The organism is Hyphomonas sp. L-53-1-40 (genome assembly GCF_000682775.1).
In the GTDB taxonomy this organism is placed as follows: Bacteria; Pseudomonadota; Alphaproteobacteria; order Caulobacterales; family Hyphomonadaceae; genus Hyphomonas.
The window spans coordinates 71,088-95,803 of sequence record NZ_AWFI01000003.1 but is presented as its reverse complement, the minus strand read 5'-3'; the positions used below and the strand labels follow the sequence as shown (position 1 = coordinate 95,803).

Below are 24,716 nucleotides of genomic sequence, written 5' to 3'. Positions count from 1 at the left end.
TGCCTGCTTGCCCGTCCGGAGGGCACCCGGAAGCTTCTGAGCCTTTTCGAAGACCAGTTAAGTGTTCGTGAGGCCACATATGATGAGGCCTTGCTGAATGATGTAGCGCCGCAACTGACGGCGATGGACGTTACAGTTGTTCTGGATGCGATTGATCTGGAGCGTTCGTCTTACAGTATTGAGAAGCTCGGCAATGGCTATTTTTTTCTCAGTAAGTTCAAGAGTATGCATCTTCGGCCAGAGGTGACGAAAGGTCAGCTTCTGTTCCGGCCTGATCGGGAGCGCTACCAGATTTGCGTTGCCAAGTCCGTATTTCCTGAACTTGAGGCGGTGTCCCCAAACATCAGATTCAAATCCCTGGTCGCAGGATATGTCCCTGAGTCCACTATTTTGCAGTGGTGATTTTTGTATGCAGAATTGCCCAATGCGATTGCCTCTCCATCAGAAACCTCAAAGGCGTTCACCATCTGGCGGGTATCGCTTTGCTCAATCCATCCTATAGGTTGCGCCGCTGCGGCCGCCCGCAATCTCCGCTTGCCGTGGGGTCATTTAGGCGTCACAAACGCTCCCCATGGACTGGGGTAAGCTGAAATCATTTCACGCGGCAGCAGAAGCTGGCAGCCTGACGTCTGCGGGCGAGCGGCTGGGCATTTCGCAGTCGGCAGTCTCGCGCCAGATTGCGGCGCTGGAAGAGGCGCTGGGCGTCTCATTGTTCCAGCGGCATGCGCGCGGCCTGGTGCTGACTGATAGCGGCCACACGCTGTTCCGTTCGACCATGGAAATGGCGACGGCGGCGCAGTCGGCCAATGCCCTGCTGAAGGACCAGCAGGAGACCCCACAGGGCGAATTGATCGTCGCTGCGCCAGTGGCGTTCGGCTCGACCTGGCTGGTGCCGCGCCTGGGCGGATTTGCCCGCAAGCACCCGGACATGAACCTGGACCTGCGCCTTGATGACAGCCGCGAATATGATTTGCTGAAGCTGGAGGCCGAATGCGCCATCCGCCTGTGGGCCGCGGACAAGGCGGACCTGATCCAGCGCAAGCTGGGCACTGTGGCGACCAATCTCTATGCCTCGCCGGAATATCTCAAAGCCTATGGCATGCCGCGCACGCCGCAGGACCTCGATAATCACCGGATTATTGCCTATGGCGATGAAAGCTCGATGCTGGATGTGATGAGCTTTGCCTGCCGTGTGGGCCGGGATGACAGCCCGCCGCGCCAGGCCGCGCTGAAGGTGAACAATGTGTTCGCCATGTTGCGGGCCGTGGATGCCGGGCTGGGGATTGCCGACGTGCCGGACTATATGGCCGGGACCATGCCGCGGCTTGTGAAAGTGTTGCCGGAGACGGTCGGGCCAATCTTCGATCTCTACTTTATCTATCCGAGCGATCTGCGCCGTTCAAAACGCGTGTCGGCATTCCGGGATTTCATCACCGCAGAGACCGAGATCCTGCGCCGTCCGGCTATGCGTCAGAATTAGTCAGAAATGCGACATCCATGCATAAGTGCATGAAAGCTTTGCTGTCATGTTGGTTGTAATCATCGGGGGAGAGGTTATCTACCACGCATGCCAAGGGCCTCGGGCATTAACCCAATCATTCCTCCGATTGGGCGTTTCCTCCCCCCTACGGGGCCCGATACTTACAGCCCGGCGCGTTCATTCGCTGCCGGGCCTTTTTTTGCCTTGAATTCAGGGCTCTAACGGCCGCTTTTCATGAACTGGATGCAAGATTGCCGCGCCTCATGGGCGCGGTCAAGCCCATGAGACATGGCAAGTGTTGTGCAGTGCAATATACAGGATGCGCCAATCCAGTATTGGCGGGCGGATCAGAGGTTCGCGCGCAGCATCCAGGCTGTTTTTTCTGCGATCGCAGCGCGCTGCGTCATCAGGTCTGCGGTCACCGCGTCGCCATTGTCTTCGGCGATTTTCAGGCCCGCCTTGCCAGCGCGGCTGACGGCTTCATGCCCTTTGACCAGATTTTCGACCATCGTGTCGGCGTCCGGAATGCCATTGTCTGGCTTGATCGTGGCTGGCTCCACCATTTCCGCAGGTGATGTCGGGGCGAAATGGCCCAGCGCGCGGATGCGTTCGGCAATCTCGTCCAGCGCCATCCAGAGTTCGTTATACTGTGTCTCGAACATGGTGTGCAGGCTGTTGAAGCGCGGACCGGTGACATTCCAGTGATAACCATGGGTCTTGGAATAAAGTGCATAAGTCTCCGCCAGCAGAACGCGCAGGGCGTCAGCGGACGTATTACGGGCTTCGTCGTTCAAACCGATATCTACAGGCATGGGGGTAACTCCTTTGTCTCTCTTATCAAAGACGTAAGAGCCCCGATCGTTCCATGCCAATCAATAGGGGAAAGGTCGGATATAGGATTACTCTATAGCGGTTTCCTATGTCAGATTTGCGCAGAAGCGCTGGATGCGCGTGAGGGCTTCCTGCAGCGCCTCGGTTGAGGTGGCATAGGACACGCGGAAGGCCGGGGACAGGCCGAACGCCTCGCCGAAGACGATGGCCACCTTTTCCTGCTCCAGCAATTCGGCGGCGAAATCCTTGTCGCTTTCAATCACCTTGCCGGACGGGCTGGTCTTGCCGATGACGCCCGCGCAGGACGGATAGACATAGAAGGCGCCTTCCGGTGTGGGGCAGGTGATTCCTTCGGCGGCGTTGAGGCCGGCTACCACCATATCGCGGCGCTGCTGGTAGACGGCGCGGCGGGCGGGCAGGAAATCCTGCGGGCCGTTCAGCGCTTCGACGGCGGCCCACTGGCTGATCGAGCAGGGATTGGATGTGGTCTGGCTGATCACCTTCGCATGGCGGTGATCAGTTTTTCCGGGCCGCCCGCATAGCCGATGCGCCAACCGGTCATGGCATAGGCCTTGGAGACGCCATTTACGGTGAGCGTGCGCTCGTACAGGGCGGGTTCGACCTGGGCGATCGTGAAGTATTCGAAATCGTCATAGACGAGGTGCTCGTACATGTCGTCGGTCATCACCCAAACATGCGGATGGCGCAGCAGGACATCCGCGAGCCCCCGCAGCTCGGCCTCGGTATAGGCGGCGCCGGTCGGGTTGGATGGCGAGTTGAGCAACAGCCATTTGGTGTTCGGCGTGATGGCGGCTTCGAGGGCTTCGGGTGTCAGTTTGTACTGGGCATTCGGGCCGCATTCGATGGCGACGGGCGTGCCGCTGGCGAGCAGGACCATGTCTGGATACGACACCCAATAGGGGGCCGGGATGATGACTTCGTCGCCGGGGTTCAGGGTGGCGAGGAAGGCATTATAGATGACCGGCTTGCCGCCCGGCGCAATGTGGATCTGGCTAGGCTTGTAGGTGAGGCCGTTCTCGCGCTGGAACTTGGCGCAGATTGCCTCCTTCAGCTCCGGGATGCCATCGGCGGGCGTGTATTTGGTCTTGCCATCGCGAATCGCCTGAATGGCGGCGTCCTTGATATTGTCCGGTGTGTCAAAGTCCGGCTCGCCCGCGCCGAGGCCAATCACGTCATGTCCGGCCCGTTTCAACTCATTGGCCTTGGTGGTGACGGCGATGGTGGCAGACGGCTTTACGCGGTCGAGGGCATCAGAGAAGCGGAAGGTGTCGGACATGAGATTTTCCCGTGAAGTGTCACGCGCGGCGGCGTTTGCCTTCGCTTAATCCTGAGGGCCCCGGCCCGCAAGGGGAGGGCGAGGGTAATTCTGACGCACGGGCCTCAAGGGCCGGCCTCAAAGCCTTTCTGAGGCCTTAACAACATTCCCCAAAATCACCTGCGCGCTTGGGCCAGACTATTAGCCTTGTTTTGGCATGATGCAGGATTATGCAACCCAGTCGAAAGGCGATCCCGAAAAGGGATCAGTGATACGGAGCCATGAGCATTTCATCGAGTATGGACCTGTTGAATCGGGTTCTGGACAAGGTCGCCGAAGTGGCCAATGAGGCCTATCTCGACTTCTCACGTTGGGTCGATCGTCTCGACGACATGGAGAAGCTGTTCTTCATGGTCGTGTTCATTCTGATATTGTTCATGCTGATCCTGGTGCGGGCAGGGCGTCGCAAGGCCGACCCGGCACGGGGGCGATCCTTCGTCTCGTCGATCGTCCTGGTGATGCTGTTCAGCTTCGGTGCGGGATGGATGATTGATTCCCGGTTTGACGTTCAGGATGTAATCAACTTCTTCTGAGGCTCGCATCCCCGGCCAAGCCGGACTATCTGTTGAGGCATGAACCCGACTGATTCCGGCGCAGCGTCCCTACGGGGCATTGACGTCATCAAGGACAATCTCAAACGACTGCCTGCAAAGCCGGGCGTCTATCGCATGTTCGGTGAACATGACGATGTCCTGTATGTGGGCAAGGCGCGCGACCTGAAGGCGCGGGTCTCGAACTATGCGCGGCTCGGCGGTCATACCCAGCGGATCGCCCGCATGATCTCCATGACCAAGCGGATGGAGTTCGTTGTCACCGAGACAGAGACCGAAGCGCTGCTGCTGGAAGCGAGTCTCATCAAGAGCCTGAAGCCGCGTTTCAACGTGCTGCTGCGTGACGACAAATCGTTTCCCTACATCCTGATCCGCCGGGACCATGAAGCGCCCCAGATCAAGAAGTATCGCGGGTCCAAGATGGATCAGGGCGACTATTTCGGTCCGTTCGCCAGTGCCGGGTCTGTCATGCGGACGCTGGACACATTGCAGAAAGCCTTCCTGCTGCGCACCTGTGAGGACAGTGTCTACAGTGTGCGCACGCGGCCCTGCATGTTGCACCAGATCAAGCGCTGTGCGGCGCCCTGCGTCGGGCTGATCGAGATCGAGGACTATCAGGCGCTTGCCGATCAGGCGGCAGACTTCCTGCGCGGAAAGGGGGCCGATCTGCAAAAGCGCCTCGCTGCCGATATGGAAGCGGCGGCAGATGACATGGAATTTGAACGTGCGGCGCGGCTGCGCGACCGGATCCGGGCGCTGGCCCATGTGCGTGCCAGTCAGGATGTGAACCCGGAAGACATCGAAGAGGCAGATGTGTTCGCCATCGAGATGGATGGCGGGGTCTCCTGTGTGCAGGTCTTCTTCATCCGGGCGGGACAGAACTGGGGGGCGACTGCGCACTATCCACGCCATGAGCGCGAGCAGACACCGGAAGAAGTGCTGTCGGCCTTCCTCGTGCAATTCTATGACAAGCGCCCGCCGCCAAAGCTGATCCTTGTGAACAAATTACCGGACCAGGCCGAACTGATCGCTGACGCGCTTGAGCTGAAAGCCGGGCGCAAGGTGGAAGTGCGTCGCCCCGAACGGGGCAGCAAGAAGGACCTTGTCACCCAGGCCGCGCGCAATGCAGGGGAAGCCCTGTCGCGCAAGCTGGCCGAGACGGCAAGCCAGACGCGCCTGCTTGCTGAAGTGGCGAAAGTGTTCGAGTTGGAAACGCCTCCGGAGCGTATCGAGATCTACGACAACTCTCACATTCAAGGCACAAACGCCGTGGGCGGAATGGTTGTTGCCGGGCCGGAAGGCTTCATCAAGAATGCGTATCGCAAGTTCAATATCAAGGATACGAGCATCGAGCCGGGTGATGATTACGGGATGATGCGTGAAGTGATGCGACGGCGGTTTTCCCGCGCCCTGAAAGAGCGCGAAGAAGGCAATGGCGCAAACTGGCCAGATCTTGTTCTGATCGATGGTGGGCTGGGACAATTGAACGCCGTGATCGAGGCGCTGGCCGGAATTGGTGTGACCCCGGAAGATGTAAACCTCGTCTCCATCGCCAAGGGCGTGGACCGCAATGCCGGGCGGGAGCAATTTTTCCGGCCGGGCCGCGCGCCCTTCAAGCTGCCGGAAACCGCCCCGGTGCTCTACTACCTTCAGCGTCTGCGCGATGAAGCTCATCGCTGGGCGATTGGCGCGCACCGGGCAAAGCGCTCTGCTGCAATCAAGACGTCGCCCTTGGACGAGATCGAAGGGGTCGGTCCGACGCGGAAGAAGGCGTTACTTCACCATTTTGGATCGGCCAAGGGCGTCTCGCGCGCCAAGGTCGCCGACTTGATGGAAGTGGATGGCGTCAATGAAGCATTGGCCGAACGCATCTGGGGTCATTTCAATAGCGGTTAGGCTGACCGCGCGGTGGCGCGTGACATCAGGCTTTCGATATAGCTTTCGACGAGATGGACGAGTTCATCTTCCAGAATGTCCGCATCGAGCCAGCCGCTCTCAGCAATTGCACGACAGTGTGTGTCAGGATGAAAGCCGCTTCCCGGCCGTGGGGGAAATCGAAACTTTGCTGCCCACTGATGGATTCAAGGAAGGCAAAATGCTGGCGGCTCATGACATCGCTGCCGCCAGAGCGAAACAGGACGTCTGAGAGGATGAGCCGTGTTTGAGGCGAACCTGTGGGGCCATGCATCAGTGCCCGGATGACAGCACGTACGGGTGATGTCTCAGGGGAATCCAGAACAATCTTCGTGATCATTTTGCGAACATTGTCGCTTTGGCGCTGACTGAGCGCAAAGAGGATGGCTTCCCGGTCGGCAAAATACTGGTAGAGCGTGCCAATACTGACGCCAGCGCGCTCAGCGATGTGGTTTGTGGTTAAATTTGTGAGACCATCCGATTCCAAAAGCTGAAACGTTGCTTCCAGAATGGCTTCCACGGTTGCCTGAGCTCGGGCTTGCCTTGGTTTTCTTCTGTTTTTTTCAGTCACTTGTGCATTCCGATTTGCTTAACCCTACGCACATCCTGATGCGAGTGGAATAACTGAGCTTTGCTTACATTATAGGGCGACGACTGCCAAGAACACTACAGGAGGCGTCTGAATGCATCCCTCGCTCGCTCAGGTTCACGACCGGATTGAGCTGCAGAAATCAGCCTTGCCTCAAATGTATGGCTATGTCGATTTCACGCAGACACCAGAACGCTACACTCAGGATGTAGCGGAAAGTTCACTACCGCCATCGCTGCACAATATGGCGCCGCCTCCAGCGGATATGGTTGCGCGGGTCAAGGCCTATACGATGTTGGGGGATGTGACGGCTGATGCCTATGCGGCCCTGATGGGTGAGTATGGTTTCAGGCGGCTCGTGGATATGCTGACAACGGCCTGCGATGAGGGGCTGGAAGCTGTGCCCGACGCGCCGCCGGAACTGGTGGCATTGATCGCGGAAATGGAAACCAGGCCGGACTGGCTGGACATGGATATGGTGCGGAAGGGCGCGGCGCTGAATCGCCTCCCGATGGCGGTGACGTCCCCGTGGATGATCCGGGGGGCGTTCCTTGCAACCTTCATGAACAAGTATACCGCACTGCCCATGGCGATTACGGGCACGCTCGGCTACTCGACGTCGGCACGCCGTGTCAACGAGACGGCGACCTTCTTTACGGTGACCACGCTGCCCGGTGCGCTGGAGCCGCGCGGGGAGGGCTTCAAGGCCGCTGCCATGGTACGCCTGATGCATTCCATGGTCCGGTTCAACATCCTGCGCAAAATGAAGAGTTGGGATGTGTCCGTGTACGGCATTCCGGTGCCACAAGTCGACCAGATGCCAGCTGGCCTGATCGATGTGTTCCTGCTCGCCTACCAGATGTTGGATGAGGGGCGTACCGAGTTCACTGCCGATGAGCGCGCCCGCGTCGAGTTCAGCCGCTATCGCTGTTACCTGCTCGGCCTGCCGGAAGATTTGTTGATGGACACGCCGCAGGGCATTGTCGACATCATGAATGCCCGGGGCGCGTCGATCCGCCAGGGCTTTGACGACGAGACCTGTGGCACACTGGTGCGCGCCACGCTGGAGGCGTATTTGCCACCAGATCGCAAGCTCGGTCACCGCATATTCAACGCACTGGAAAAGCGGCTCGCGCGGCTGGTCCTGGTGAAACACTTTCTTGGCGGTGACAGCCAGAAAGCGCGTGAGATCGGCGTGCCGGTCGGGCCGCTGGACTATGCAGTGGCGATGGGCCTGTTCCCTTACATCTCGGCCAAGATGGCACTGTACCGGTTCGCCCTTTCCGTGCCCGGATTACGCGGCATTGCGGACCGGCGACTGACGGCGCGTATCCGCAAGTTGCTGAAACGCTATGGTCATGCCGAGTTCACATCAGATGCTGAAGCTTACCGTCCTGCAGTCCCCGTGGCTGCATGACGGTGGGAGGGGAGTTTGATGCCCCCTGAGGGACCCGGGTGGGCGGGGGGCATCAAACGTTTCGTTCTCGAACCTTGTACTGATCCCGCATTCCTGACTTAGCGGGTTGTCAGGAGATCGGCTTCTGCGTAAACGTTACTATATAACGTTTATTGGATTCCCGAAATGATTTCATTCAAAGCAGATGCTGTGGCCGTCAGCCTTTCCGGTCTGTGTCTGGTCCATTGTCTCGCATTGCCGGTCCTGGGGTCGATCCTGCCCCTTACAAGTGCAGTTGCGGAGGCCGAATGGCTCCATAAAGCTCTGGTCATGCTGGCTGTGCCGGTTGCATTGCTTGCATTCGCAAACACCCGCCGGACTTTGGCGCGCTGGATATTCGGCTCTGTCGCCACGCTCGGCAGTACGCTTCTGGTCGCGGGTGCATTCGTCGAACCCTGGCACGCATCTGAACCGCAGCTAACTGTGGTGGGTGCTTGCTGTCTGGCAGGTGCGCATCTGTACAGATGGCAACAGCACCAGCATTGACCGACCCATATCAGCGGATGTCCTGGTCTCCGGTATCCATGGCCACAATGATCTGGGCGTAGCCTTCCGAGAGGCGTTTCATGTTCTCGACTGCGAGACGTTCATTGGTGCCGTGAAAGCCGGAAAGGTCTGTCGGGTTCAGCACGGACGGCGCAAAGCGGTAGACGCTGTCGGTGATGGCGCTGGCATAGCGGGCATCTGTCGCGCCAAGTACGAGACCTGGTGCAACCGCGGCGCCGCCGCCTTGCGCTTCGGCCACGCTGGCGAGCACGGCATAGGCCTTGTTGTCGGTAGGCGAAACTGGCGACGCTTCGCTGCCGCTGATGCCGCCGTCGGAGACCGTCACTTCGATCCCCTTGATGTCAGACGTGACGTCTTTCACATGCTTGATCACGTCCTCGACCGTATTGTTCGGGTGCACGCGGAAATTCACGGTCGCCATGGCGCGCTGGGCCAGAACATTTTCCTTGGCGGAGCCAGCCAGCATGGTGGGCGCCGTGGTCGTGCGGATCATGGCATTGCCGGCCGGGATGTCTGCCATTGCGGAATCCACACTGCCTGCGAACAACCAGAGATTGGCAAAGGCCATCTTCTGCATGAAGGGCAGGTCCGGGGCGGAGACGCGGAAGAGATCAGACACCGGAGGTTTGGAAAAGTCGGCTGGCATCTGATTCTCGTCCAGCGCAACAATGGCGCGGGCGAGACGGACCGCAGCAGAGTCGCGCGGCGGTGTAGACGAATGCCCGCCTTCGGCCAGCGCGGTCAGTGTGAGCGTCAGATAGCCCTTCTCGGAGACACCGATATAAGCCATCGGCTTTCCGGTCAGCGGGGAAGGGTCAATAATCGCAAAGCCTTCGTCCAGTGCCATGACCGGCGAGATGCCGCGTGATTTCAGCAGGGCGATACCAGCCTCGGCACCATTGCCGAGCACTTCCTCGTCATGGCCAAACATGATGAGGACGGTGCGCTTGGGCTGGAACCCGTTTGCGGCGAGCGCGTCAGCCGCCTCCATCAGGGCGACGAGGCTGCCCTTGTCGTCAAGCGCGCCGCGACCATAGACATAGCCGTCGACGATCTCGCCTGCGAAGGGCGCGCCGGTCCAGTCGCCCTCAGTGCCGATGTTCACTGGTACGACGTCCTGGTGGGCCATCAGCAGCAGCGGGTCGAGCGAGGGATCTGATCCTTCCCATGTGTAGAGCAGGGACAGGGTGCCGGGCACCAGTTCTCGTGTCATGGCGGCGTGGGCGGCAGGATAAGTCGTCTCCAACCAGTCATGCAATTCCAGCCACGGGCCTTCCTGGCCGACACGCGGGTCGCCGGAAGCGACCGTGATCGTGCGGAACTGGATGGCTTCGCTCAGATGGCTTGCGGCGCGATCTGCGGAGACTTCGGGCACAGGAGGAAGCTCTACCCGTTCGCCCGTCGCCGTGCCGCCATATGTGAATGTGCGGAACAGGATCACCGCCACCAGAAGCACAATGAGGGCGACGACCCCCAACAAGATTTTCTTCAGCATTGGCCCATTTCCTCCCGGCACATCTTTTATCCGGTGTCAGGCCCGACCGGCGCGACGTCAACCGTTCCGGCGATAAAAAAATGACTTGGCCGTCACGTTTTTACCGGGCAGGCTGCGCGTATGACTGACGCAAGTGGCCCGCGCCTGTCCCTACCGAGAGTACTCGCCTTTTCCTCACTCAGCGTCCCGCTGGCGGGGGTGGGGTTGCCGTTGGCCGTGTATCTTGCACCGCTCTACGCCAATGAAGTTGGCCTGGGCCTGGAGCTGACCGGCTTCCTGTTCATGGTGCTGCGATTCTGGGACATCCTGACCGACCCGGTGATGGGGTTCGTGGTCGATCGATACCGTAGCCCGTGGGGCCGTGTGCGCCATTGGATCGTGCTGAGCGTACCGATACTGGGGCTGGCGACCTATTTCATCTACATGCCGGAGCGCGGCGCGGGGCCGGGCTATTTCGTGGTCTGGATGCTGCTCTTCTATGTCGGTTTCACCCTGTTGCAGACTGCGCGGTCTGCATGGGTGCCTGCGATTGCGACCGACTATGATGATCGCTCCCGCTTCTTCACATGGGCAGAAGTGCTCAGCATCATCTCGATGCTCGCCTTGCTGGCTGTGCCAGCGATCCTCGCTGCAGCTGGTGTCGAAGTGGACCGGTTCGGGCAAGTCGAGGTAATGGGCTGGGCGCTGCTTATCTCCCTACCGATCGTGGCCTTCCTCGCCTGCACCTTCGTGCCGGACAGGCCTATGCGAGGCGACAAGGGTGAAGCCGCCAAGTTTGATCTGAAGGCCATGATTGCGGCGCTCAGGAACAAATTCCTCGGTGTCGTGCTCTCCATGGAACTACTGGTTGGAACGGCCGTGGCCATCACGGCCTCGAACTATCTGTTCGTGGCTGAATACGTGTTTGGTTTGTCAGATTCCATGTCCAGCGTCGTGCTGATGATATTCTTTTCAACGGCCGTTGCGGCTTTGCCCTTCTGGCTCAAATTCTCGGCGCGGACAGAGAAGAACACCGCTTTTCTGTGTGCGGTGATCATGGGGATGTCGAGCTATGTGATCTACTACCTCGCCGGACGTCTGGGCGGAGGTTTCTGGGCGCTGCTGGTCGGGGCGCTTGTCAACGGTGCGGCCTTCAGCGCGCCCGTCGTGATCGCGCGATCAATGGCAGCGGACGTGGTGGAATACCAAGCGGCGCGAACCGGCGAGAACCGGGCGGGCATCTATTATTCCCTGCTGACCAGCGCCTACAAGATCGGCAGCAGCCTCGCGTTCGGCGTGGGATATTTCGTGCTGGGACGGGTGGCCGGGTTCCGACCGGGTGCGGAGAATTCCCCCGAAGCCCTGCACGGCCTCCTGCTGGTTTTCTGTGTGTTGCCGGTGATCTTGTACGGTCTCGCAGCGCTTGTCGCATCGCGCTACACGCTGACCCGGGCCATGCAGCGGGATATCAGCAAGAGCCTGGATCCGCGCGGACCGGAAATGCTGGACTAGAAACCGCCGCCTTCTGCCAGCCATTCGGCCTCTTCCACGGTTGTCTCACGCCCAAGCGCTTTGTTCCGGTGCGGGAACCGACCAAAATCCTGAATCACCTTCAAGTGCTGGTGGGCATAATCCAGCGTGCTTTTCGCGAAATCCTTGAACTCCGGACGCGCATCCGCGACCAGTTCTTCGAACATTTCGACGCAATGTTTCTGGTCTTCCAGGGATTCCGAATGTTCCAGTGGCAGGCAGAGAAAAACGCGCTCTGTTTCGCTGAGGGATTTGTGCTCATTCAGCGCGAGGCCGTCCTTGCACATACGAAGGGCGAGCGAGTCCTGATGAAATGCGCGAGCATCCCCCCGGAACAGGTTGCGGCTGAACTGGTCGAGCACAATGATTGCCGCCAATCGGCCGCGCGGGCCGTCGGCCGCCCAATCATCTGCAAAGGGCATGTGCGACGCGTCCTCCAGCAGACCCAAGAACCGGCTGCGGATTTCGGCATCGGTCTTGTCCGATTTGCCGAACCAGAGCTTGTGCTTTTCCTTCAGGTTTTCGGCAGAATGGCGCGTATCGCCGATCCAGTAGGCCAGCACATCTTCGGGGGTGGGTATTTTCGTCATTCGGCAGGTCTCCGGGCCACGATCATGTAGTTCACCTTGGTGTCGCCGGAGAGCTTCCAGCTGTCGGCCAGCGGATTGTAGGAGACACCAATGGCCGGTTCGGTGACGAGGCCTGCGGCTGTGAGTCCCGCATCGGCCTCGTCCGGCGTCACGAATTTCGACCAGTCATGTGTGCCGCGCGGCAACCAGCCCAGCACGTACTCGGCACCGATCACGGCAGTGGCCAGCGCCTTGGCGGTGCGATTCAGTGTGGCGACAATCATCAGGCCGCCCGGTTTCACGAGACCGCCCGTGTCTTTCAGGAACTGGTGCGGGTCAGCGACATGTTCGACAACTTCCAGATTGAGCACGATGTCGAACAGGGGCTCTCCGCTTTCAATCAGGCCTTCGGCTGTGCCTGCGCGATAGTCGATGTCGAGGCCTTGTTCGCCGGCATGCGTCATCGCGGTCTTGATGTTGGCCTCCGAGGCATCCACGCCGGTGACCGACGCGCCCAGCCGTGTCATCGGCTCGCAGACGAGCCCGCCGCCGCACCCGATATCGAGCAGTCTCAGGCCGTCCAGCGGGCGTCTGGCCTCCGGTGCAATCCCGAAATGCTTCTCTGCCTGGTCACGGATGAAGCGCAGCCGCACGGGGTTGAATTTGTGAAGCGGCCGAAACTTGCCGCGGGGATTCCACCAATCTGCAGCCATCGCTGAGAACTTGGCAACTTCGTCCGGATCGATGCTGGGTGTGGCAGGCGCGTGGTCTGCCCTGTCTTTTGCTACTGTCATAGTTCAAGAAACCTGTTTGATCCGGGCGTGAACACCCCCTATGAGGGCGAATATAGTGGGATATCCCAAGAAAACGACAGGATATGGGGCGAAATGGCGCGCACGGTTCTGAAATTTGGCGGCACATCCGTAGCTGACCTCGATCGCATCGCGAATGTGGCGGACATCGTCGCTGCGCGCGCTGAAAAAGGCGAGCGCATGGCGGTTGTCGTGTCTGCGATGTCGGGCGAGACCAACAAGTTGGTGGGCTATGCCGAAGGCGCTGCGGGCGGTGCCCTGCCGCGCGAACAGTTTGATGATGAGTATGATGTGGTCGTGGCCTCGGGTGAGCAGGTGACGGCAGGTCTTCTTGCATTGGCGTTGCGCCGGCGGGGCCTGAAGGCCCGCAGCTGGCTCGGATGGCAATTGCGGCTCAAGACAAACAAGAGCCATGGCCGCGCGCGGATTATGGGCTTTGATGATTCCACGCTGCCGGACGCGATTGATGCCGGTGAGATTGCCGTGATCGCTGGATTCCAGGGTGTGACAGATGATGACCGCGTGGCCACGCTTGGCCGGGGCGGTTCGGATACCAGCGCCGTGGCGGTTGCCGCCGCGCTTGAGGCAAGTGTGTGCGACATCTACACCGATGTGGACGGCGTCTACACCACCGATCCCAGGATTGTGCCCAAGGCGCAGCGGATCGAGAAAATCTCGTTTGAGGAGATGCTGGAACTGGCATCCCTCGGCGCCAAGGTTCTGCAGACCCGGTCTGTCGAGATGGCGATGAATCACAATGTGCCCGTAAGGGTTCTGTCCAGTTTCCTGAAGCCGGGCGAGCCGAACCCCGGAACCATTGTCTGCTCAGAGGAAGAAATCGTGGAAAAACAGGTTGTCAGCGGCGTTGCCTATTCCCGGGATGAAGCCAAGGTCACGCTCTATGGAGTACCGGACAAGCCGGGTATCTCCGCCAAGATCTTCTCGGCCCTCGCACGGGCAGGGGTGAATGTGGATATGATCGTCCAGGCGCAGGCGCGCGGGCCGGAACAGGCCAATATGGTGTTCACCTGCACCGACCGGGACAGCCCTATTGCGCGCGACACACTTGAGAGCATGCATGAGGAAATTGGCTATGAGCGCCTCGAAGTTGTGCGCGACGTGTCGAAAATTTCCATCGTTGGTGTTGGCATGCGTAGCCATACCGGCGTCGCAGAGACAATGTTCAAGGCCCTGTACGAGAAAGGCATCAATATTGATGTGATCTCTACTTCGGAGATCAAGATTTCAGTGCTGATTGGAGATGCCTATACTGAGTTGGCCGTTCGGGCCCTCCATACGGCATTCGGCCTTGACGCTGCCTGATAGAGGCTGCGACATACAGGCTGACCATGCCTTATAATCTACCCGCGACGCGCTTGCTGATGAACCGGCTCCGCCAGGTTATGGCGGAGGAAGGCGAAACACGGTCTCGGCTCGACAAGGTCGTGCGCCTGATCGCCTCCACCATGGTGGCAGATGTCTGCTCCATCTATCTCAGACTGCAGGGCGGCGCGCTGCTCCTCATCGCGACTGAGGGTCTCAAGGCCGATGCCGTCGCGGCCACACGCCTCAGCGTGAATGAGGGACTTGTCGGCTTGGTTGCGCGCCGAGCCGAACCGATGGCCATTCAAGACGCGCCGCGCCACCCTTCATTCTCCTACCGGCCGGAGACCGGCGAAGACCCGTTCCACGCCTTTCTCGGCGTGCCGATCCTGCGCGGCGGGCGCGTCATTGGCGTGCTTACGGTTCAGAACCGGACCGAGCGGGCCTATGATGATGAGGAAATCGACAACCTTCAGACAATTGCCATGGTGCTGGCCGAGATTGTCGATCGGATTGACCCCGATGCGCTGAACAATGGCGGTAACGAGAAGCGAGAGCGCAATACGGCGTCCTTGACGGGACGCGTGTTTTGCGAAGGCCTCGGATATGGCCGCGCTGTGTTGCATGATCCGGTCGTGCCGGCCGCCAAATTCTTCGCCGCAGATCAGGTGACCGAAAGCAAGCGCCTGTCCGAAGGCATGGAGGAGCTGAAGGCCTCTATCGACCGCATGATGGCGTTGGATGGCGCCGCGTTGGGCGAAGACCCGCGCGATGTGATGGAAACCTATCGCCTGCTGGCACATGACCCATCATGGGCCGAAAAGCTGCAGGAAGGCGTGAAATCCGGACTCTCCGCTGAGGCGTCGGTTGACCGGGCGCGGCGCGAACACCGCGCACGTCTGCAAAGTGCGCGCGACCCTTATTTGCGCGAGCGGCTGCACGACCTCGAAGATCTCGACAACCGGCTGCTACGCATTCTTGGCGGGGAAGAGGGCAAGCCCCAGATCAGCGAGGAGCGCAGCGTGCTTGTCGCACGGCGGCTTGGACCGGCAGAGCTGCTGGAGTACTCCAACACCGGCCTCAGGGCGATCCTGATGGAAGAGGCAGCGGCCTCGTCGCATGCGGCCATCGTTGCGCGCGCGCTTGGTATTCCGACATTGGGTGGCATTGCCGGCCTGACCACACGGATCGACCAGGGCGATTGGGTTATCGTCGATGCCGAGGATGGCACGCTGCATATTCGCCCGGATGACTCCCTGTACGATGCGTACAAAGGGCGGGTTTCGCTGCGTTCAGAACGTCAGGCGGGCTATGAAGCGCTGAAGGATCTGCCAGCCCGCACGACCGATGGCACGGAAGTCTCGTTGATGCTGAATGCGGGGCTCGACCTCGATATGGACATGATGAAACAGGCAGGCGCTGACGGCGTAGGCCTGTTCCGCACTGAATTTCAGTTCCTCGTCTCGGAATCTCTGCCCAAGCTGAATGACCAGATCGACCTCTACAAGCGCGTTCTGGACAAGGCCGATGGCAAGCCGGTCATCTTCCGCACCGTGGATTTGGGCGGCGACAAAGTGCTGCCCGCGCTGAACTTGCAACGAGAAGAAAACCCGGCACTGGGCTGGCGGTCGATCCGGTTCGCGCTGGACCATAAGGGCTTGTTCCGGCGCCAATTGCGCGCGCTGGTTCGCGCCGCTGGAGAGCGACCGCTGACCGTCATGTTTCCGATGGTGACCGTGGCGTCCGAATTCGAGGAAGCGCGTGACCTGTTGCTGACAGAGGTCGAATGGTCGGCAAAGCGCACGGGGCGCCGACCGTCACGCGTGGAAGTCGGCGTGATGCTGGAAACGCCAGCTTTGGCGTATGGTTTGCCAGAACTTGCCGGCAAGGCGGAATTCCTGTCGGTCGGGACGAATGACCTGATGCAATTTTTCTTCGCGGCTGACCGGATGACGCCGCATGTATCGGATCGCTACGATCTGGTGTCACCCAGCGCATTGCGATTCCTGAAAGAGGTCTCGGACGCCTGTAAAACTCATGGCATACGCATGTCCGCGTGCGGGGAAGCGACGGGATCAACCCTGTCTGCGCTTTGCTTCGTGGCACTGGGATTTACCACATTGTCGATGTCAGCGGGCTCTATTGGACCGGTCAAGCAAATGATAAGGTCATTCGACTTGCAGGCATTCAGGCCAGACTTTTTGGCTGCTCTGGACGCCCCGAAGCAGGATTTCCGTAACCAAGTATTAGCCTTGGCAGCCGATCATGGGATTGAGCTTTCTGATGGTTAATATGGACTGGCCCATATAATAACCACATTCATGGACCAGAAATTGCGCTGCAGGGAGGGGACCCCCTCGCTGTATCGAAGAGCTGGAAGAATATGGCACACGACGACCTGACCCCTGAGCAAGACCGTGATGATGCGAGCCCTGTGGCATCGCAGGACACGTCTGCGAGCGTGTCGGAATCTGTGTCGAATGAGACGGAAATGACGCCGCGCGAACGTGCCATGGAGATTTTCCAGGCGCGCGAATTCGATGGCGAGCCGTTGCGTATGGGCCAGGTCCTGCGCCGTGTGCGGGAGGCTTTGGGCCTCGAAATCGCAGACGTGTCCCGCGCAACATTGATGCGCAAAGATTATCTGATGTGGATTGAGCGCATGGAAGTCGGCGAACTTCCACGTGGCGGCTATTTGACTGCGATCCTCAATACTTACGCCAAATATCTCCAGCTGCCGGAAAAGGAAGTTATCCGGATTTACAGTCAGGAATGCGGCGCTGTCGAAGAAGTGCACAGCGACGCCCCGGTCCCCAAGATTGGCCAGATCGCACCGGAAAAGGCTAAATGGCCGCTCGCGGTTGCTGCAGCCGCGGTCTTGGTAGCGCTGGGCGCAGGCGCGCTTGGCGTGTCGCAATTGGTGCGCCCGAATGTCGAACTTTCCGCCGAACCTGGTGTCGTCGCCGTGAATGGCGCGCGTGACAGCCTGTTCGCGGAATCCACGAAATCCGATCGCCCTGTCCCCAAGAATTTGCCGCTGGAACTGGTGGCGGTGAAGCAGGGCTGGATGGAAGTGCGCGGCGCTGATGGCACCATTTTCCGCAGCCGCGTTATGGCTGCCGGAGAAAGCTATTTTCCGCGCCTTCAGGCCGGCTGGACCGTGTCTGCCCGCAATGGCGGCGCCTTTGAATGGCGTGTCGGTGATGTCACAATCGGCCCTCTGGGCCCTGAAGGCGCCCAGGTGTTTTCGGCGAGCATTGATGACCAGATTGGTCGCGCCGCCGATGCAGCGGCCCCAGCCATGGCTGCCAATGGTGGCACCAAGGCCACCCGCTAGGCTTGCCATGAGCCGCCGGACCCGCCATGTGATCCGGGACACTCACCGGACAGGACCCCGCGCCCATGTCGCATAATCCAATCCGTCCCTGGCGTAACATCGAGCGCCGGAAATCCCGCCAGATCCGCGTTGGCAATGTGCTTGTGGGCGGCGACGCCCCGATTGCCGTGCAGACCATGACGAACACGCCGACGGAGGATGTCGCCGCCACGCTCGCGCAGATCGAGCGCGCTGCAGAAGCGGGCGTGGACATTGTGCGCGTCTCCTGTCCAACGGAAGACTCCACAGCGGCGATGCCGGAAATTTGCCGGGCGAGTCCCGTGCCAATCGTCGCGGACATCCATTTCCACTATAAGCGCGGTATCGAAGCCGCCGACGCTGGCGCGGCTTGCCTGCGAATCAATCCCGGCAATATCGGGTCTGAAGCCCGGGTGAGGGAAGTCGTGGCAGCGGCGCGCGCCAATGGGTGTTCCATCCGGATCGGCGTCAATGGCGGCTCGCTGGAGCGGCATCTGCTGGAAAAATATGGTGAGCCGTGTCCGGATGCGATGGTCGAATCCGCGCTGGACCATGCCTGTATCCTCGATGATCTCGGCTTCCACGACTACAAGATTTCAGTCAAAGCCTCAGACATGTTCCTGACCGTGGCGGCCTATCAGCAGCTGGCCGAGGCAACCGACGCGCCGCTACATTTGGGCATTACCGAAGCGGGCGGACTGCGCACAGGTACCGTCAAATCCTCTATTGGTATGGGCGCGTTGCTCTGGGCCGGCATTGGCGACACGATCCGCGTCTCCCTGTCGGCCGATCCGGTGGAAGAGGTGAAGGTCGGCTTCGAGATGTTGAAATCGCTCGGTCTGCGGACACGCGGCGTCAACATCGTGGCGTGTCCCAGCTGCGCGCGGCAGGGCTTTGACGTCATCAAGACCGTCGAAGTGCTCGAACAACGCTTGGCGCACATTTCCGAACCGATCAGCCTGTCAATTATCGGCTGTGTCGTGAACGGACCGGGCGAGGCAGCGCTGACCGATCTGGGCTTTACCGGCGGCGGCAAGGAAAGCGGCAAGATGTTTGTGTCCGGCCGCGCTGACCACAATGTTTCCAATGCGGAAATGGTCGACCACATCGTCGGTCTGGTGGAGCAGAAAGCCGAAGCCCTGCGCCGCGAGCGTGAGGCGGCCGAGGTGGCAGCCGAATAGGCTGAACCTGCTCAGCATATGACCCCTGACCTTCTTCTCCTGTTTGCCGACCGGATCGGCGTGTTCGTGTTCGCGATCTCCGGCGGGATTGTCGCCGTGCGCAAGCAAATGGACATGTTCGGCGTCATCGTGCTGGCCTTCCTGCCGGCGATTGGCGGTGGCACGCTGCGTGATCTCATCCTGTCCCAGCCAGTCTTCTGCCTGGAGGATACCCAGACGCTGGGCCTGGCGGTGGCAGGGGGCTTTACCGCTTTCTTCTTTCATCGCTGGCTTGAGAATTTCCGGCCCCTGCGTTGGGCCGATGCGTTCGGCATGGCGCTGTTCGCGGTGACCGGCGCGGCGAAGGCCATGTCGCTTGGCTTTGGCTGGCCGGTCGTGCTGATCATGGGCACGATGACGGCAAGTGCAGGCGGCTTGCTCCGTGATGTCGTCGCCAATGAAGAGCCGCTGCTGCTCAAGAAGGATATTTACGCAACAGCCGCCCTGATGGGGTCGCTCGTCTATTTCCTGCTCAAGTTGAGTGCCGTCGAGGAGACCTTTGCCTTTGGAGGCGGCCTCCTCGCAGCCTTCATGATCCGCGCGCTGGCGATCATTTTCAAACTGTCGCTGCCGCGCTCGCCTTTCTAGAGACGGGCGACGCGCTGGCGGGCTTCAGCCCGAATAGCGGCCGCAGAAAGCCGACGCGGCGGATGGCCAATTCGTGCAACAGGGCACATCCGGCAAATGTGCCGCCGATGACAAGCGGGCAGGTCCTGCCGGGTCAGCCAGTAGCCGAGCATGACGGTCAGCGTCTGGTGCAGGATGTACCAGGGGAAGATCGCCTCGGTCATGTAGGTCAGCGCACGGCTGGGCCGGTTGAGGTAGCGTTCGGCGAGGCCGAGCAGGGCTGCGATGGTGATCCAGGCATAGGCGAGGCGCGCAATGCGGGCAGGCCAGATGATCCAGTCCCAGTCTCCGCTTTCGCTTAGCATTTCCCAGTTTGCCCAGAGGACGGACAGGCCTGCGCCGAGGCCAACCATCAGGCCGACTGCGAACGGAAGCACGCGACGGATCGCGTTCCAGAAATAGACATCCTTGGCCAGCAGGAAACCGATCATCAGCATGGTCAGGCTGTGGGCGTGATTGGCCCAGTCCCAGGTGAGGTCGTGGGTGGTCTTGAAATACGGATCAAGCGTGATGCGGTACAGGATATGCGGCAGAACTGGCAGGATCAGCGCGGCGGCTGGCCCCCATTTCCCGCCGAATAGGCGCTTTGTGATCTGCGCGCCGGTGCCGCCCATGAAGCGCGCGATCCGGCCAGCAAACGGTGCCAGCATCAACGTGTAAACGAGCAGGTACACAATGTACCAGAGATGGTTCCAGGTGGGGGTCGTCACTGAGAAATCGGAATTGAAATCAAGGTATTGAGGCCAGAAAGTCCAGAAACTGCCTGAGAACTCTCCGGATTCGACCAGCTGCAGCCAGCTTTGCGGTGCGACCACGACGGCCATGCCGAACAGGATGGGCAGGCCCAGTCGTACGGCGCGTTCCCGTGCCAGTTTGGAGCCGCCGAGCTTGTCCGCGGCAAAGCGCAAGGCCACACCGGAGATGAAGAAGAGCAGCGCGAGTCGCCAAGGGTTCAGTAACATCATCGCCCATTCGGCCTCCGGGCCCGCATGCACGCTTTTTACGTGCCAGCCCCACGTCACGTAGAACATGCCGGAATGGTAGAGAATGAGCAGGCCAAACGCGATGATGCGCAGCCAGTCGAGATCAAATCGGCGGGGGAAGGCGTGGGCGTTGGGCATGGGTGTCTCCTGAGGATTTGATGCCAGCCTGTCGAGATCGCGGGTTCAAGTCAGCTCGGATGGGTCGATCGGTGGATCGAAGGGGTGAAAGGCCTCTGGCGGGGATGTGCGGCGGCACCTGGGGACGAAATCCTGACATTTCTGTTCCAGCTCCAGCCCGGCTTGTGGCAGGAAGCGGAGCATGGAACCTCGCAAGCTGCATCCCGAGATCGAAGCTGACCGTCGTGCAGACCGGAAGACGTGGATCTATTTCGGATGCTTCCTGTTCGCGTCATTTCTCGTGGAGTCCTTGTCAGACCAATACGAGTTGGTGCGCGACGGGGCTGCGCATCCGAACCTGCCATGGCTGAGTCAGGCGACATCGCATGGCGTGATCCTGGCGCTCACACCCTTCATCACCTTCATGCTCAGCCGGTTTCCACTTTCAGCTGGCCGATGGCGGACCAATCTGGCCGTGCATGCGGCCGCGACCCTGCTATTCTCTGCCGTGCACATCCTCGCAATGGTCGCGCTGAGGAAGCTGCTGAGCCCGGTCGTCTTTGGTTTCTCCTATGAATTTGGCCTCGCCAACCTGTCGGTCTGGCTCTACGAATTCCGCAAGGATGTGCTGAGCTATTCCCTGATCGCCGCGATCTTCTGGATGAACCGACTGGTCGAGCAACGCGCACTTGATTCCCGAGTGGCGCAACGCGACGCAACTGATTTGCATCGGCTGACGCTGAGATCCGGTGGGCGTTCCTACTTCGTGAATGCGCCTGATGTGATTTGGGCCAAGGCGGCGGGCAATTATGTGGAAGTCGTCGCGGCGGGCAAAACCTATCTGGCGCGCCTGACGCTGACCGAACTGTCACGCCTGCTGGATGCTGCTGGCGGACGGCATGTGCGGGTGCATCGCTCACACATCGTCAACCTGGACCATGTGCAGGCGATTGAGCCTACCGGTGAAGGGGATGTGACCCTGCGGCTGGACACGGGCGACGAGGTGCCGGGCTCGCGGCGGTATCGCGCCCAGTTCGAGCCGGAACGGGCGGCCTGACCACTTTTCCGTGAGGGGGTAGGCGGCCGGATAAATGCCGCTAGGGTGCCGGAACATTTTTCTCGGAGAAGTCCATGCTCAACGTGTTTCGTGCCCTTGTCTGGTTTCTTGTCCGCGTGCCGCTCTTGTTGCTCATTTTTGTGACCGCGCTGATCATGAGCAGTTGCACCATGCTGGGTCTGAATTATGCGAGCCTGGAGACGGCCAACAAGCCTGCACCCCAGCCTGAACTTAATGTGGCGGCGATTGTAAATGAGCCAGCTTACCGATCAGACGTTATGCAGGGCTTTGAGGACGTTCTCTACGGGCCATGGCCGGAAGGACTGCCGATCGAATGGGGTGAGCCACGCCTGGTTGATGCCAATTTGCTTGGCGGGAAAGGGCGGCTTGAAGAGATACCTGTCACGATCGGTAAAGGTGAGGGTGCGAGCCAGTTCTGGCTGGTCGTCGCCACACCTTCTGGTGATGGACCATTCCCGCTTGTTATCAGCCAGACCTTTTCTTCCAACTGCGCGGCCTTTCCCGGTTACCCGGTCACCGCGACCGACGGAACGATCTGCGAGGGCAGCGAAATGGAGGGCACATTCGGCTTCATCGCGACCCAGATCTTCGGCACGTACATCGCCAAAGTGCCGCTCGACCGCTTCATGGACTCGGGCATTGCCTATGCGAGTTTCTATGGGTCGGATTTTGTGCCGGATCGCCGCACTGAAGCGCCGGGCGTGATGGCGAATCTGGGCGGACCGGTCAATCCAACCAGCACGTTGATGGCGTGGGCCTACGGGTATTCGGCCGCTATGGACGCGTTGGAGGGACGCGAAGCGATCGATTCCGACGCGATAGTACTGTTCGGGCATTCGCGGTTCGGCAAGGCTGCGCTGATCGCGGGCGCCTGGGACCGGCGGACTGACGGGGTCATTGCGCACCAGGCCGGGTTCGCTGGCGCATCGCTCTCTCGTTCGGAAACAGGTGAAGGATTGAAGCGTATGGCAGAATCCTACCCGCACTGGCTAGCGCCTGGGATACAGGATTGGCTGGACCGGCTGGACGAATTGCCGGTGGATCAGCACCAATTGCTGGGCCTGTTGGCACCAACCCCTGTTCTGCTGGGTAATGGACGCCGCGATGTCTGGTCAGATCCGAACTCCTCCTTTCGCGCCGCGATTTCGGCTTCAGACGTTTATGAAGCGGCTGGCGAGCCGGGATTGCCAGCGGGCGGCATGAAGCAGGATTTCGTCCCAGAGGCGGGGATTGCGTGGTGGCTGAGGCCGGGCGGGCACAGCATCGTATCGGAAGACATCGACACGTTCATTGCCTTCGTTCACGCACAGTTTCCTGAAGCCTCTCGGACGCAAAGTGCTGTTCATGCTGCAGAATAGTGCCTAAGCTCCCCTCAATTAAAAAAGCTGTGGGAGGCCAAAATGCCAATCAATGTCGAATTTCTCCATCCTGTTCTTGCGCTTATCGTATGGACGCTGATCCTCTGGTTGTGGATGTACGCGACGCGTATCCCCGCCATGCAGAAGGCTCAGATAAACCCGGATGACGCCCGTCATCCCGGCACCTATGGCGATAAACTGCCAGCGAATGTCCGGTCTGTTGCGGACAATTACAATCACCTCCACGAACAGCCGACCATTTTCTATGCCCTGATGTTCTTTGCGGCTTTGACCGGTGGCGGGGACCATCTCGCGACGCTGATTGCCTGGATTTATGTCGGCCTGCGCGTTCTGCATTCCTTCGTCCAGATCCTGTCGCCGAAGGTGATTTTGCGGTTTACGTGCTTCGCGCTCGCCTCGATCACGCTGATCGTGCTGGCCGGTAAGGAAGTGATTCGCATTCTTCTCTGACATAGGCAATCACAGCCGAAGGGACTTATCAGCTGGCCAAAAGCGCTCTAAAGGGCGCGGATGGCTACTCTTTCCCTTTCCCGGCTCCAGCAGGTTGTTGATCGTTTCGAACAGGTCGAGGCGCGCATGGGCGCGACGACCGAAACCGATGAGATCATCGCCCTGTCCAAGGAGCATTCCGAACTGAAACCCGTGGTCGACAAGGCGCGGGAAGTGATGACTGCGCGCAAGGGCCTTGAAGAAGCTGAAGCCCTGGCCTCGTCTGGTGATGCCGAAATGGCAGAACTGGCACAGATGGAAATCGAGGACATCAAGGACCGCCTGCCGGGCCTGGAGCAGGAGATGCAGGTCCTGTTGTTGCCTAAAGATGTGGATGACGCGGCCAATATCGTGTTGGAGGTTCGTGCCGGAACGGGCGGAGACGAGGCCGCCCTGTTCGCAGGCGACCTCTACCGCATGTACACACGCTACGCGCAGACGATGGGATGGAAAGTCGAAGTGGTCGACGCGTCCGAAGGCGATGCCGGCGGCTACAAGGAAATCGTCGCCAATATTGCTGGCGACGGCGTGTTCGGTCACATGAAGTGGGAAAGCGGTGTGCACCGCGTCCAGCGTGTGCCAGCGACCGAAACGCAGGGACGCATTCATACGTCGGCCGCGACTGTGGCTGTTTTGCCCGCGCCCGAGAATGTCGAGATCGAAGTCAAACCCGAAGACATCCGTATCGACACAATGCGGTCTTCCGGTGCGGGCGGCCAGCACGTCAATACAACGGACTCCGCGGTGCGTATCACCCATCTCGCGACCGGTATCATGGTGACGAGTTCGGAAAAGTCCCAGCACGTGAACCGCGAGAAGGCGATGGAGCAGCTGAAGATTCGCCTCTACGAGAAAGAGCGCTCCGAGCGCGACGCTGAACGTGCCGAAGCGCGCGCCAGCCAGATCGGCACGGGCGACCGCAGCCAGAAGGTGCGGACCTATAACTATCCGGAAAACCGGGTCACGGATCACCGCATCGGCCTGACACTGTATTCGCTCGACAAGATCATCACGGGCGATAAGCTGAACGATGTTGTCGAAGCGCTGATTACGGAAGACCGGGCGCGCAAGCTGGCCGCGATGGAGGCGAACTAAG

General features: G+C 60.0%; 22 protein-coding genes and 1 pseudogene. 16 read left to right on the top strand and 7 right to left on the bottom strand.

Features of this window, described 5'->3' with window-relative positions:
* Together L53_RS04975 and L53_RS04970 are read left to right on the top strand one after the other, a co-directional pair.
* Nucleotides 1-402 (top strand): imm11 family protein (locus L53_RS04975; RefSeq protein ID WP_034812671.1); only part of this gene is annotated, 402 nt, incomplete at its 5' end.
* A 169-nt stretch (nt 403-571) separates the two neighbouring features.
* Nucleotides 572-1,480, top strand: coding sequence for a LysR family transcriptional regulator (locus L53_RS04970; RefSeq protein ID WP_034812669.1), 909 nt, complete (start codon nt 572-574; stop codon nt 1,478-1,480).
* Between the two features lie 347 nt (nt 1,481-1,827).
* Here the strand turns inward: L53_RS04970 and L53_RS04965 are convergent, their stop codons facing one another.
* Nucleotides 1,828-2,292: a Dps family protein gene (locus L53_RS04965; protein ID WP_034812667.1), complete on the bottom strand. Its 465-nt coding sequence runs from the start codon at nt 2,290-2,292 to the stop codon at nt 1,828-1,830.
* A gap of 105 nt (nt 2,293-2,397) precedes the next feature.
* Nucleotides 2,398-3,608 (bottom strand): annotated as a pseudogene (locus tag L53_RS04960) (pyridoxal phosphate-dependent aminotransferase).
* A 260-nt stretch (nt 3,609-3,868) separates the two neighbouring features.
* On the opposite strand from L53_RS04960, the gene L53_RS04955 reads away from it, so the two are divergent.
* Both L53_RS04955 and uvrC read left to right on the top strand, forming a co-directional pair.
* A complete protein-coding gene (locus L53_RS04955) occupies nt 3,869-4,180 on the top strand; it encodes a hypothetical protein (RefSeq protein WP_034812664.1) in 312 nt (103 codons plus the stop codon).
* A gap of 39 nt (nt 4,181-4,219) precedes the next feature.
* Nucleotides 4,220-6,094 carry an excinuclease ABC subunit UvrC gene (gene uvrC / locus L53_RS04950; RefSeq protein ID WP_034812662.1) on the top strand — a complete coding sequence of 625 codons (1,875 nt, stop codon included), beginning with the start codon at nt 4,220-4,222 and terminating at the stop codon, nt 6,092-6,094.
* 25 nt (nt 6,095-6,119) lie between these two features.
* On the opposite strand, the gene L53_RS04945 is transcribed toward uvrC, so the two are convergent.
* Nucleotides 6,120-6,632 carry a TetR/AcrR family transcriptional regulator gene (locus L53_RS04945; protein ID WP_198019744.1) on the bottom strand — a complete coding sequence of 171 codons (513 nt, stop codon included), beginning with the start codon at nt 6,630-6,632 and terminating at the stop codon, nt 6,120-6,122.
* A gap of 163 nt (nt 6,633-6,795) precedes the next feature.
* On the opposite strand from L53_RS04945, the gene L53_RS04940 reads away from it, so the two are divergent.
* On the top strand, nt 6,796-8,118 hold the full coding sequence (locus tag L53_RS04940) for an oxygenase MpaB family protein (protein WP_034812658.1): 1,323 nt from the start codon (nt 6,796-6,798) through the stop codon (nt 8,116-8,118).
* Nucleotides 8,119-8,283: 165 nt separating this feature from the next.
* Nucleotides 8,284-8,643 carry a MerC domain-containing protein gene (locus tag L53_RS04935; protein WP_034812656.1) on the top strand — a complete coding sequence of 120 codons (360 nt, stop codon included), beginning with the start codon at nt 8,284-8,286 and terminating at the stop codon, nt 8,641-8,643.
* Between the two features lie 10 nt (nt 8,644-8,653).
* Here the strand turns inward: L53_RS04935 and L53_RS04930 are convergent, their stop codons facing one another.
* Complete coding sequence (locus L53_RS04930) at nt 8,654-10,159, bottom strand: M20 family peptidase (protein ID WP_034812653.1); 1,506 nt, start codon at nt 10,157-10,159, stop codon at nt 8,654-8,656.
* Nucleotides 10,160-10,279: 120 nt separating this feature from the next.
* Between L53_RS04930 and L53_RS04925 the strand changes: the two genes are divergently transcribed.
* Nucleotides 10,280-11,650: an MFS transporter gene (locus tag L53_RS04925; RefSeq protein ID WP_084333114.1), complete on the top strand. Its 1,371-nt coding sequence runs from the start codon at nt 10,280-10,282 to the stop codon at nt 11,648-11,650.
* On the opposite strand, the gene L53_RS04920 is transcribed toward L53_RS04925, so the two are convergent.
* Together L53_RS04920 and ubiG are read right to left on the bottom strand one after the other, a co-directional pair.
* On the bottom strand, nt 11,647-12,258 hold the full coding sequence (locus L53_RS04920) for a DUF924 family protein (RefSeq protein WP_034812647.1): 612 nt from the start codon (nt 12,256-12,258) through the stop codon (nt 11,647-11,649). The genes L53_RS04925 and L53_RS04920 overlap by 4 nt on opposite strands.
* The gene (ubiG, locus tag L53_RS04915) at nt 12,255-13,031 is read right to left on the bottom strand and encodes a bifunctional 2-polyprenyl-6-hydroxyphenol methylase/3-demethylubiquinol 3-O-methyltransferase UbiG (protein WP_034812645.1); all 777 of its coding nucleotides are present in this window, start codon (nt 13,029-13,031) and stop codon (nt 12,255-12,257) included. Before ubiG ends, L53_RS04920 begins: the two co-directional genes overlap by 4 nt.
* A gap of 93 nt (nt 13,032-13,124) precedes the next feature.
* Between ubiG and L53_RS04910 the strand changes: the two genes are divergently transcribed.
* The 5 genes from L53_RS04910 to L53_RS04890 all read left to right on the top strand — a co-directional run bounded on the left by L53_RS04910 (nt 13,125) and on the right by L53_RS04890 (nt 19,535).
* A complete protein-coding gene (locus L53_RS04910; protein WP_034812643.1) occupies nt 13,125-14,372 on the top strand; it encodes an aspartate kinase in 1,248 nt (415 codons plus the stop codon).
* 26 nt (nt 14,373-14,398) lie between these two features.
* Nucleotides 14,399-16,663, top strand: coding sequence for a phosphoenolpyruvate--protein phosphotransferase (gene ptsP, locus L53_RS04905; protein WP_034812640.1), 2,265 nt, complete (start codon nt 14,399-14,401; stop codon nt 16,661-16,663).
* Nucleotides 16,664-16,755: 92 nt separating this feature from the next.
* Nucleotides 16,756-17,709 (top strand): helix-turn-helix domain-containing protein, encoded by a 954-nt coding sequence (locus L53_RS04900; RefSeq protein WP_034812637.1) that lies wholly within the window; start codon nt 16,756-16,758, stop codon nt 17,707-17,709.
* 65 nt (nt 17,710-17,774) lie between these two features.
* Entirely contained in the window at nt 17,775-18,908 is a 1,134-nt protein-coding gene (gene ispG / locus L53_RS04895) for a flavodoxin-dependent (E)-4-hydroxy-3-methylbut-2-enyl-diphosphate synthase (protein ID WP_034812636.1), read from the top strand.
* Nucleotides 18,909-18,926: 18 nt separating this feature from the next.
* A complete protein-coding gene (locus tag L53_RS04890; RefSeq protein WP_034812635.1) occupies nt 18,927-19,535 on the top strand; it encodes a trimeric intracellular cation channel family protein in 609 nt (202 codons plus the stop codon).
* Here the strand turns inward: L53_RS04890 and L53_RS04885 are convergent.
* Nucleotides 19,532-20,695, bottom strand: a complete 1,164-nt coding sequence (locus tag L53_RS04885; RefSeq protein WP_051607603.1) for an acyltransferase — start codon at nt 20,693-20,695, stop codon at nt 19,532-19,534. The two genes, L53_RS04890 and L53_RS04885, sit on opposite strands and share 4 nt — an antisense overlap.
* A gap of 181 nt (nt 20,696-20,876) precedes the next feature.
* On the opposite strand from L53_RS04885, the gene L53_RS04880 reads away from it, so the two are divergent.
* The 4 genes from L53_RS04880 to prfA all read left to right on the top strand — a co-directional run bounded on the left by L53_RS04880 (nt 20,877) and on the right by prfA (nt 24,715).
* A complete protein-coding gene (locus L53_RS04880) occupies nt 20,877-21,731 on the top strand; it encodes a LytTR family DNA-binding domain-containing protein (RefSeq protein ID WP_051607602.1) in 855 nt (284 codons plus the stop codon).
* Between the two features lie 74 nt (nt 21,732-21,805).
* Nucleotides 21,806-23,110 carry an alpha/beta hydrolase gene (locus L53_RS04875; protein ID WP_034812634.1) on the top strand — a complete coding sequence of 435 codons (1,305 nt, stop codon included), beginning with the start codon at nt 21,806-21,808 and terminating at the stop codon, nt 23,108-23,110.
* A gap of 42 nt (nt 23,111-23,152) precedes the next feature.
* Complete coding sequence (locus tag L53_RS04870) at nt 23,153-23,581, top strand: MAPEG family protein (protein ID WP_034812633.1); 429 nt, start codon at nt 23,153-23,155, stop codon at nt 23,579-23,581.
* 60 nt (nt 23,582-23,641) lie between these two features.
* Nucleotides 23,642-24,715, top strand: coding sequence for a peptide chain release factor 1 (gene prfA, locus L53_RS04865; RefSeq protein ID WP_034812632.1), 1,074 nt, complete (start codon nt 23,642-23,644; stop codon nt 24,713-24,715).
* Nucleotide 24,716 lies beyond the last annotated feature (1 nt).

Bases quoted from the DNA above. Each gene is read 5' to 3' on its own strand.
- L53_RS04875 (WP_034812634.1), top strand. From the start codon at position 21,806: ATGCTCAACGTGTTTCGTGCCCTTGTCTGGTTTCTTGTCCGCGTGCCG.
- prfA (WP_034812632.1), top strand. From the start codon at position 23,642: ATGGCTACTCTTTCCCTTTCCCGGCTCCAGCAGGTTGTTGATCGTTTC.
- L53_RS04900 (WP_034812637.1), top strand. From the start codon at position 16,756: ATGGCACACGACGACCTGACCCCTGAGCAAGACCGTGATGATGCGAGC.
- L53_RS04965 (WP_034812667.1), bottom strand. From the start codon at position 2,292: ATGCCTGTAGATATCGGTTTGAACGACGAAGCCCGTAATACGTCCGCT.
- L53_RS04930 (WP_034812653.1), bottom strand. From the start codon at position 10,159: ATGCTGAAGAAAATCTTGTTGGGGGTCGTCGCCCTCATTGTGCTTCTG.
- L53_RS04890 (WP_034812635.1), top strand. From the start codon at position 18,927: ATGACCCCTGACCTTCTTCTCCTGTTTGCCGACCGGATCGGCGTGTTC.
- uvrC (WP_034812662.1), top strand. From the start codon at position 4,220: ATGAACCCGACTGATTCCGGCGCAGCGTCCCTACGGGGCATTGACGTC.
- L53_RS04970 (WP_034812669.1), top strand. From the start codon at position 572: ATGGACTGGGGTAAGCTGAAATCATTTCACGCGGCAGCAGAAGCTGGC.
- L53_RS04885 (WP_051607603.1), bottom strand. From the start codon at position 20,695: ATGCCCAACGCCCACGCCTTCCCCCGCCGATTTGATCTCGACTGGCTG.
- ptsP (WP_034812640.1), top strand. From the start codon at position 14,399: ATGCCTTATAATCTACCCGCGACGCGCTTGCTGATGAACCGGCTCCGC.
- L53_RS04880 (WP_051607602.1), top strand. From the start codon at position 20,877: ATGGAACCTCGCAAGCTGCATCCCGAGATCGAAGCTGACCGTCGTGCA.
- ubiG (WP_034812645.1), bottom strand. From the start codon at position 13,031: ATGACAGTAGCAAAAGACAGGGCAGACCACGCGCCTGCCACACCCAGC.
- L53_RS04910 (WP_034812643.1), top strand. From the start codon at position 13,125: ATGGCGCGCACGGTTCTGAAATTTGGCGGCACATCCGTAGCTGACCTC.
- L53_RS04955 (WP_034812664.1), top strand. From the start codon at position 3,869: ATGAGCATTTCATCGAGTATGGACCTGTTGAATCGGGTTCTGGACAAG.
- ispG (WP_034812636.1), top strand. From the start codon at position 17,775: ATGTCGCATAATCCAATCCGTCCCTGGCGTAACATCGAGCGCCGGAAA.
- L53_RS04935 (WP_034812656.1), top strand. From the start codon at position 8,284: ATGATTTCATTCAAAGCAGATGCTGTGGCCGTCAGCCTTTCCGGTCTG.
- L53_RS04940 (WP_034812658.1), top strand. From the start codon at position 6,796: ATGCATCCCTCGCTCGCTCAGGTTCACGACCGGATTGAGCTGCAGAAA.
- L53_RS04870 (WP_034812633.1), top strand. From the start codon at position 23,153: ATGCCAATCAATGTCGAATTTCTCCATCCTGTTCTTGCGCTTATCGTA.
- L53_RS04925 (WP_084333114.1), top strand. From the start codon at position 10,280: ATGACTGACGCAAGTGGCCCGCGCCTGTCCCTACCGAGAGTACTCGCC.
- L53_RS04920 (WP_034812647.1), bottom strand. From the start codon at position 12,258: ATGACGAAAATACCCACCCCCGAAGATGTGCTGGCCTACTGGATCGGC.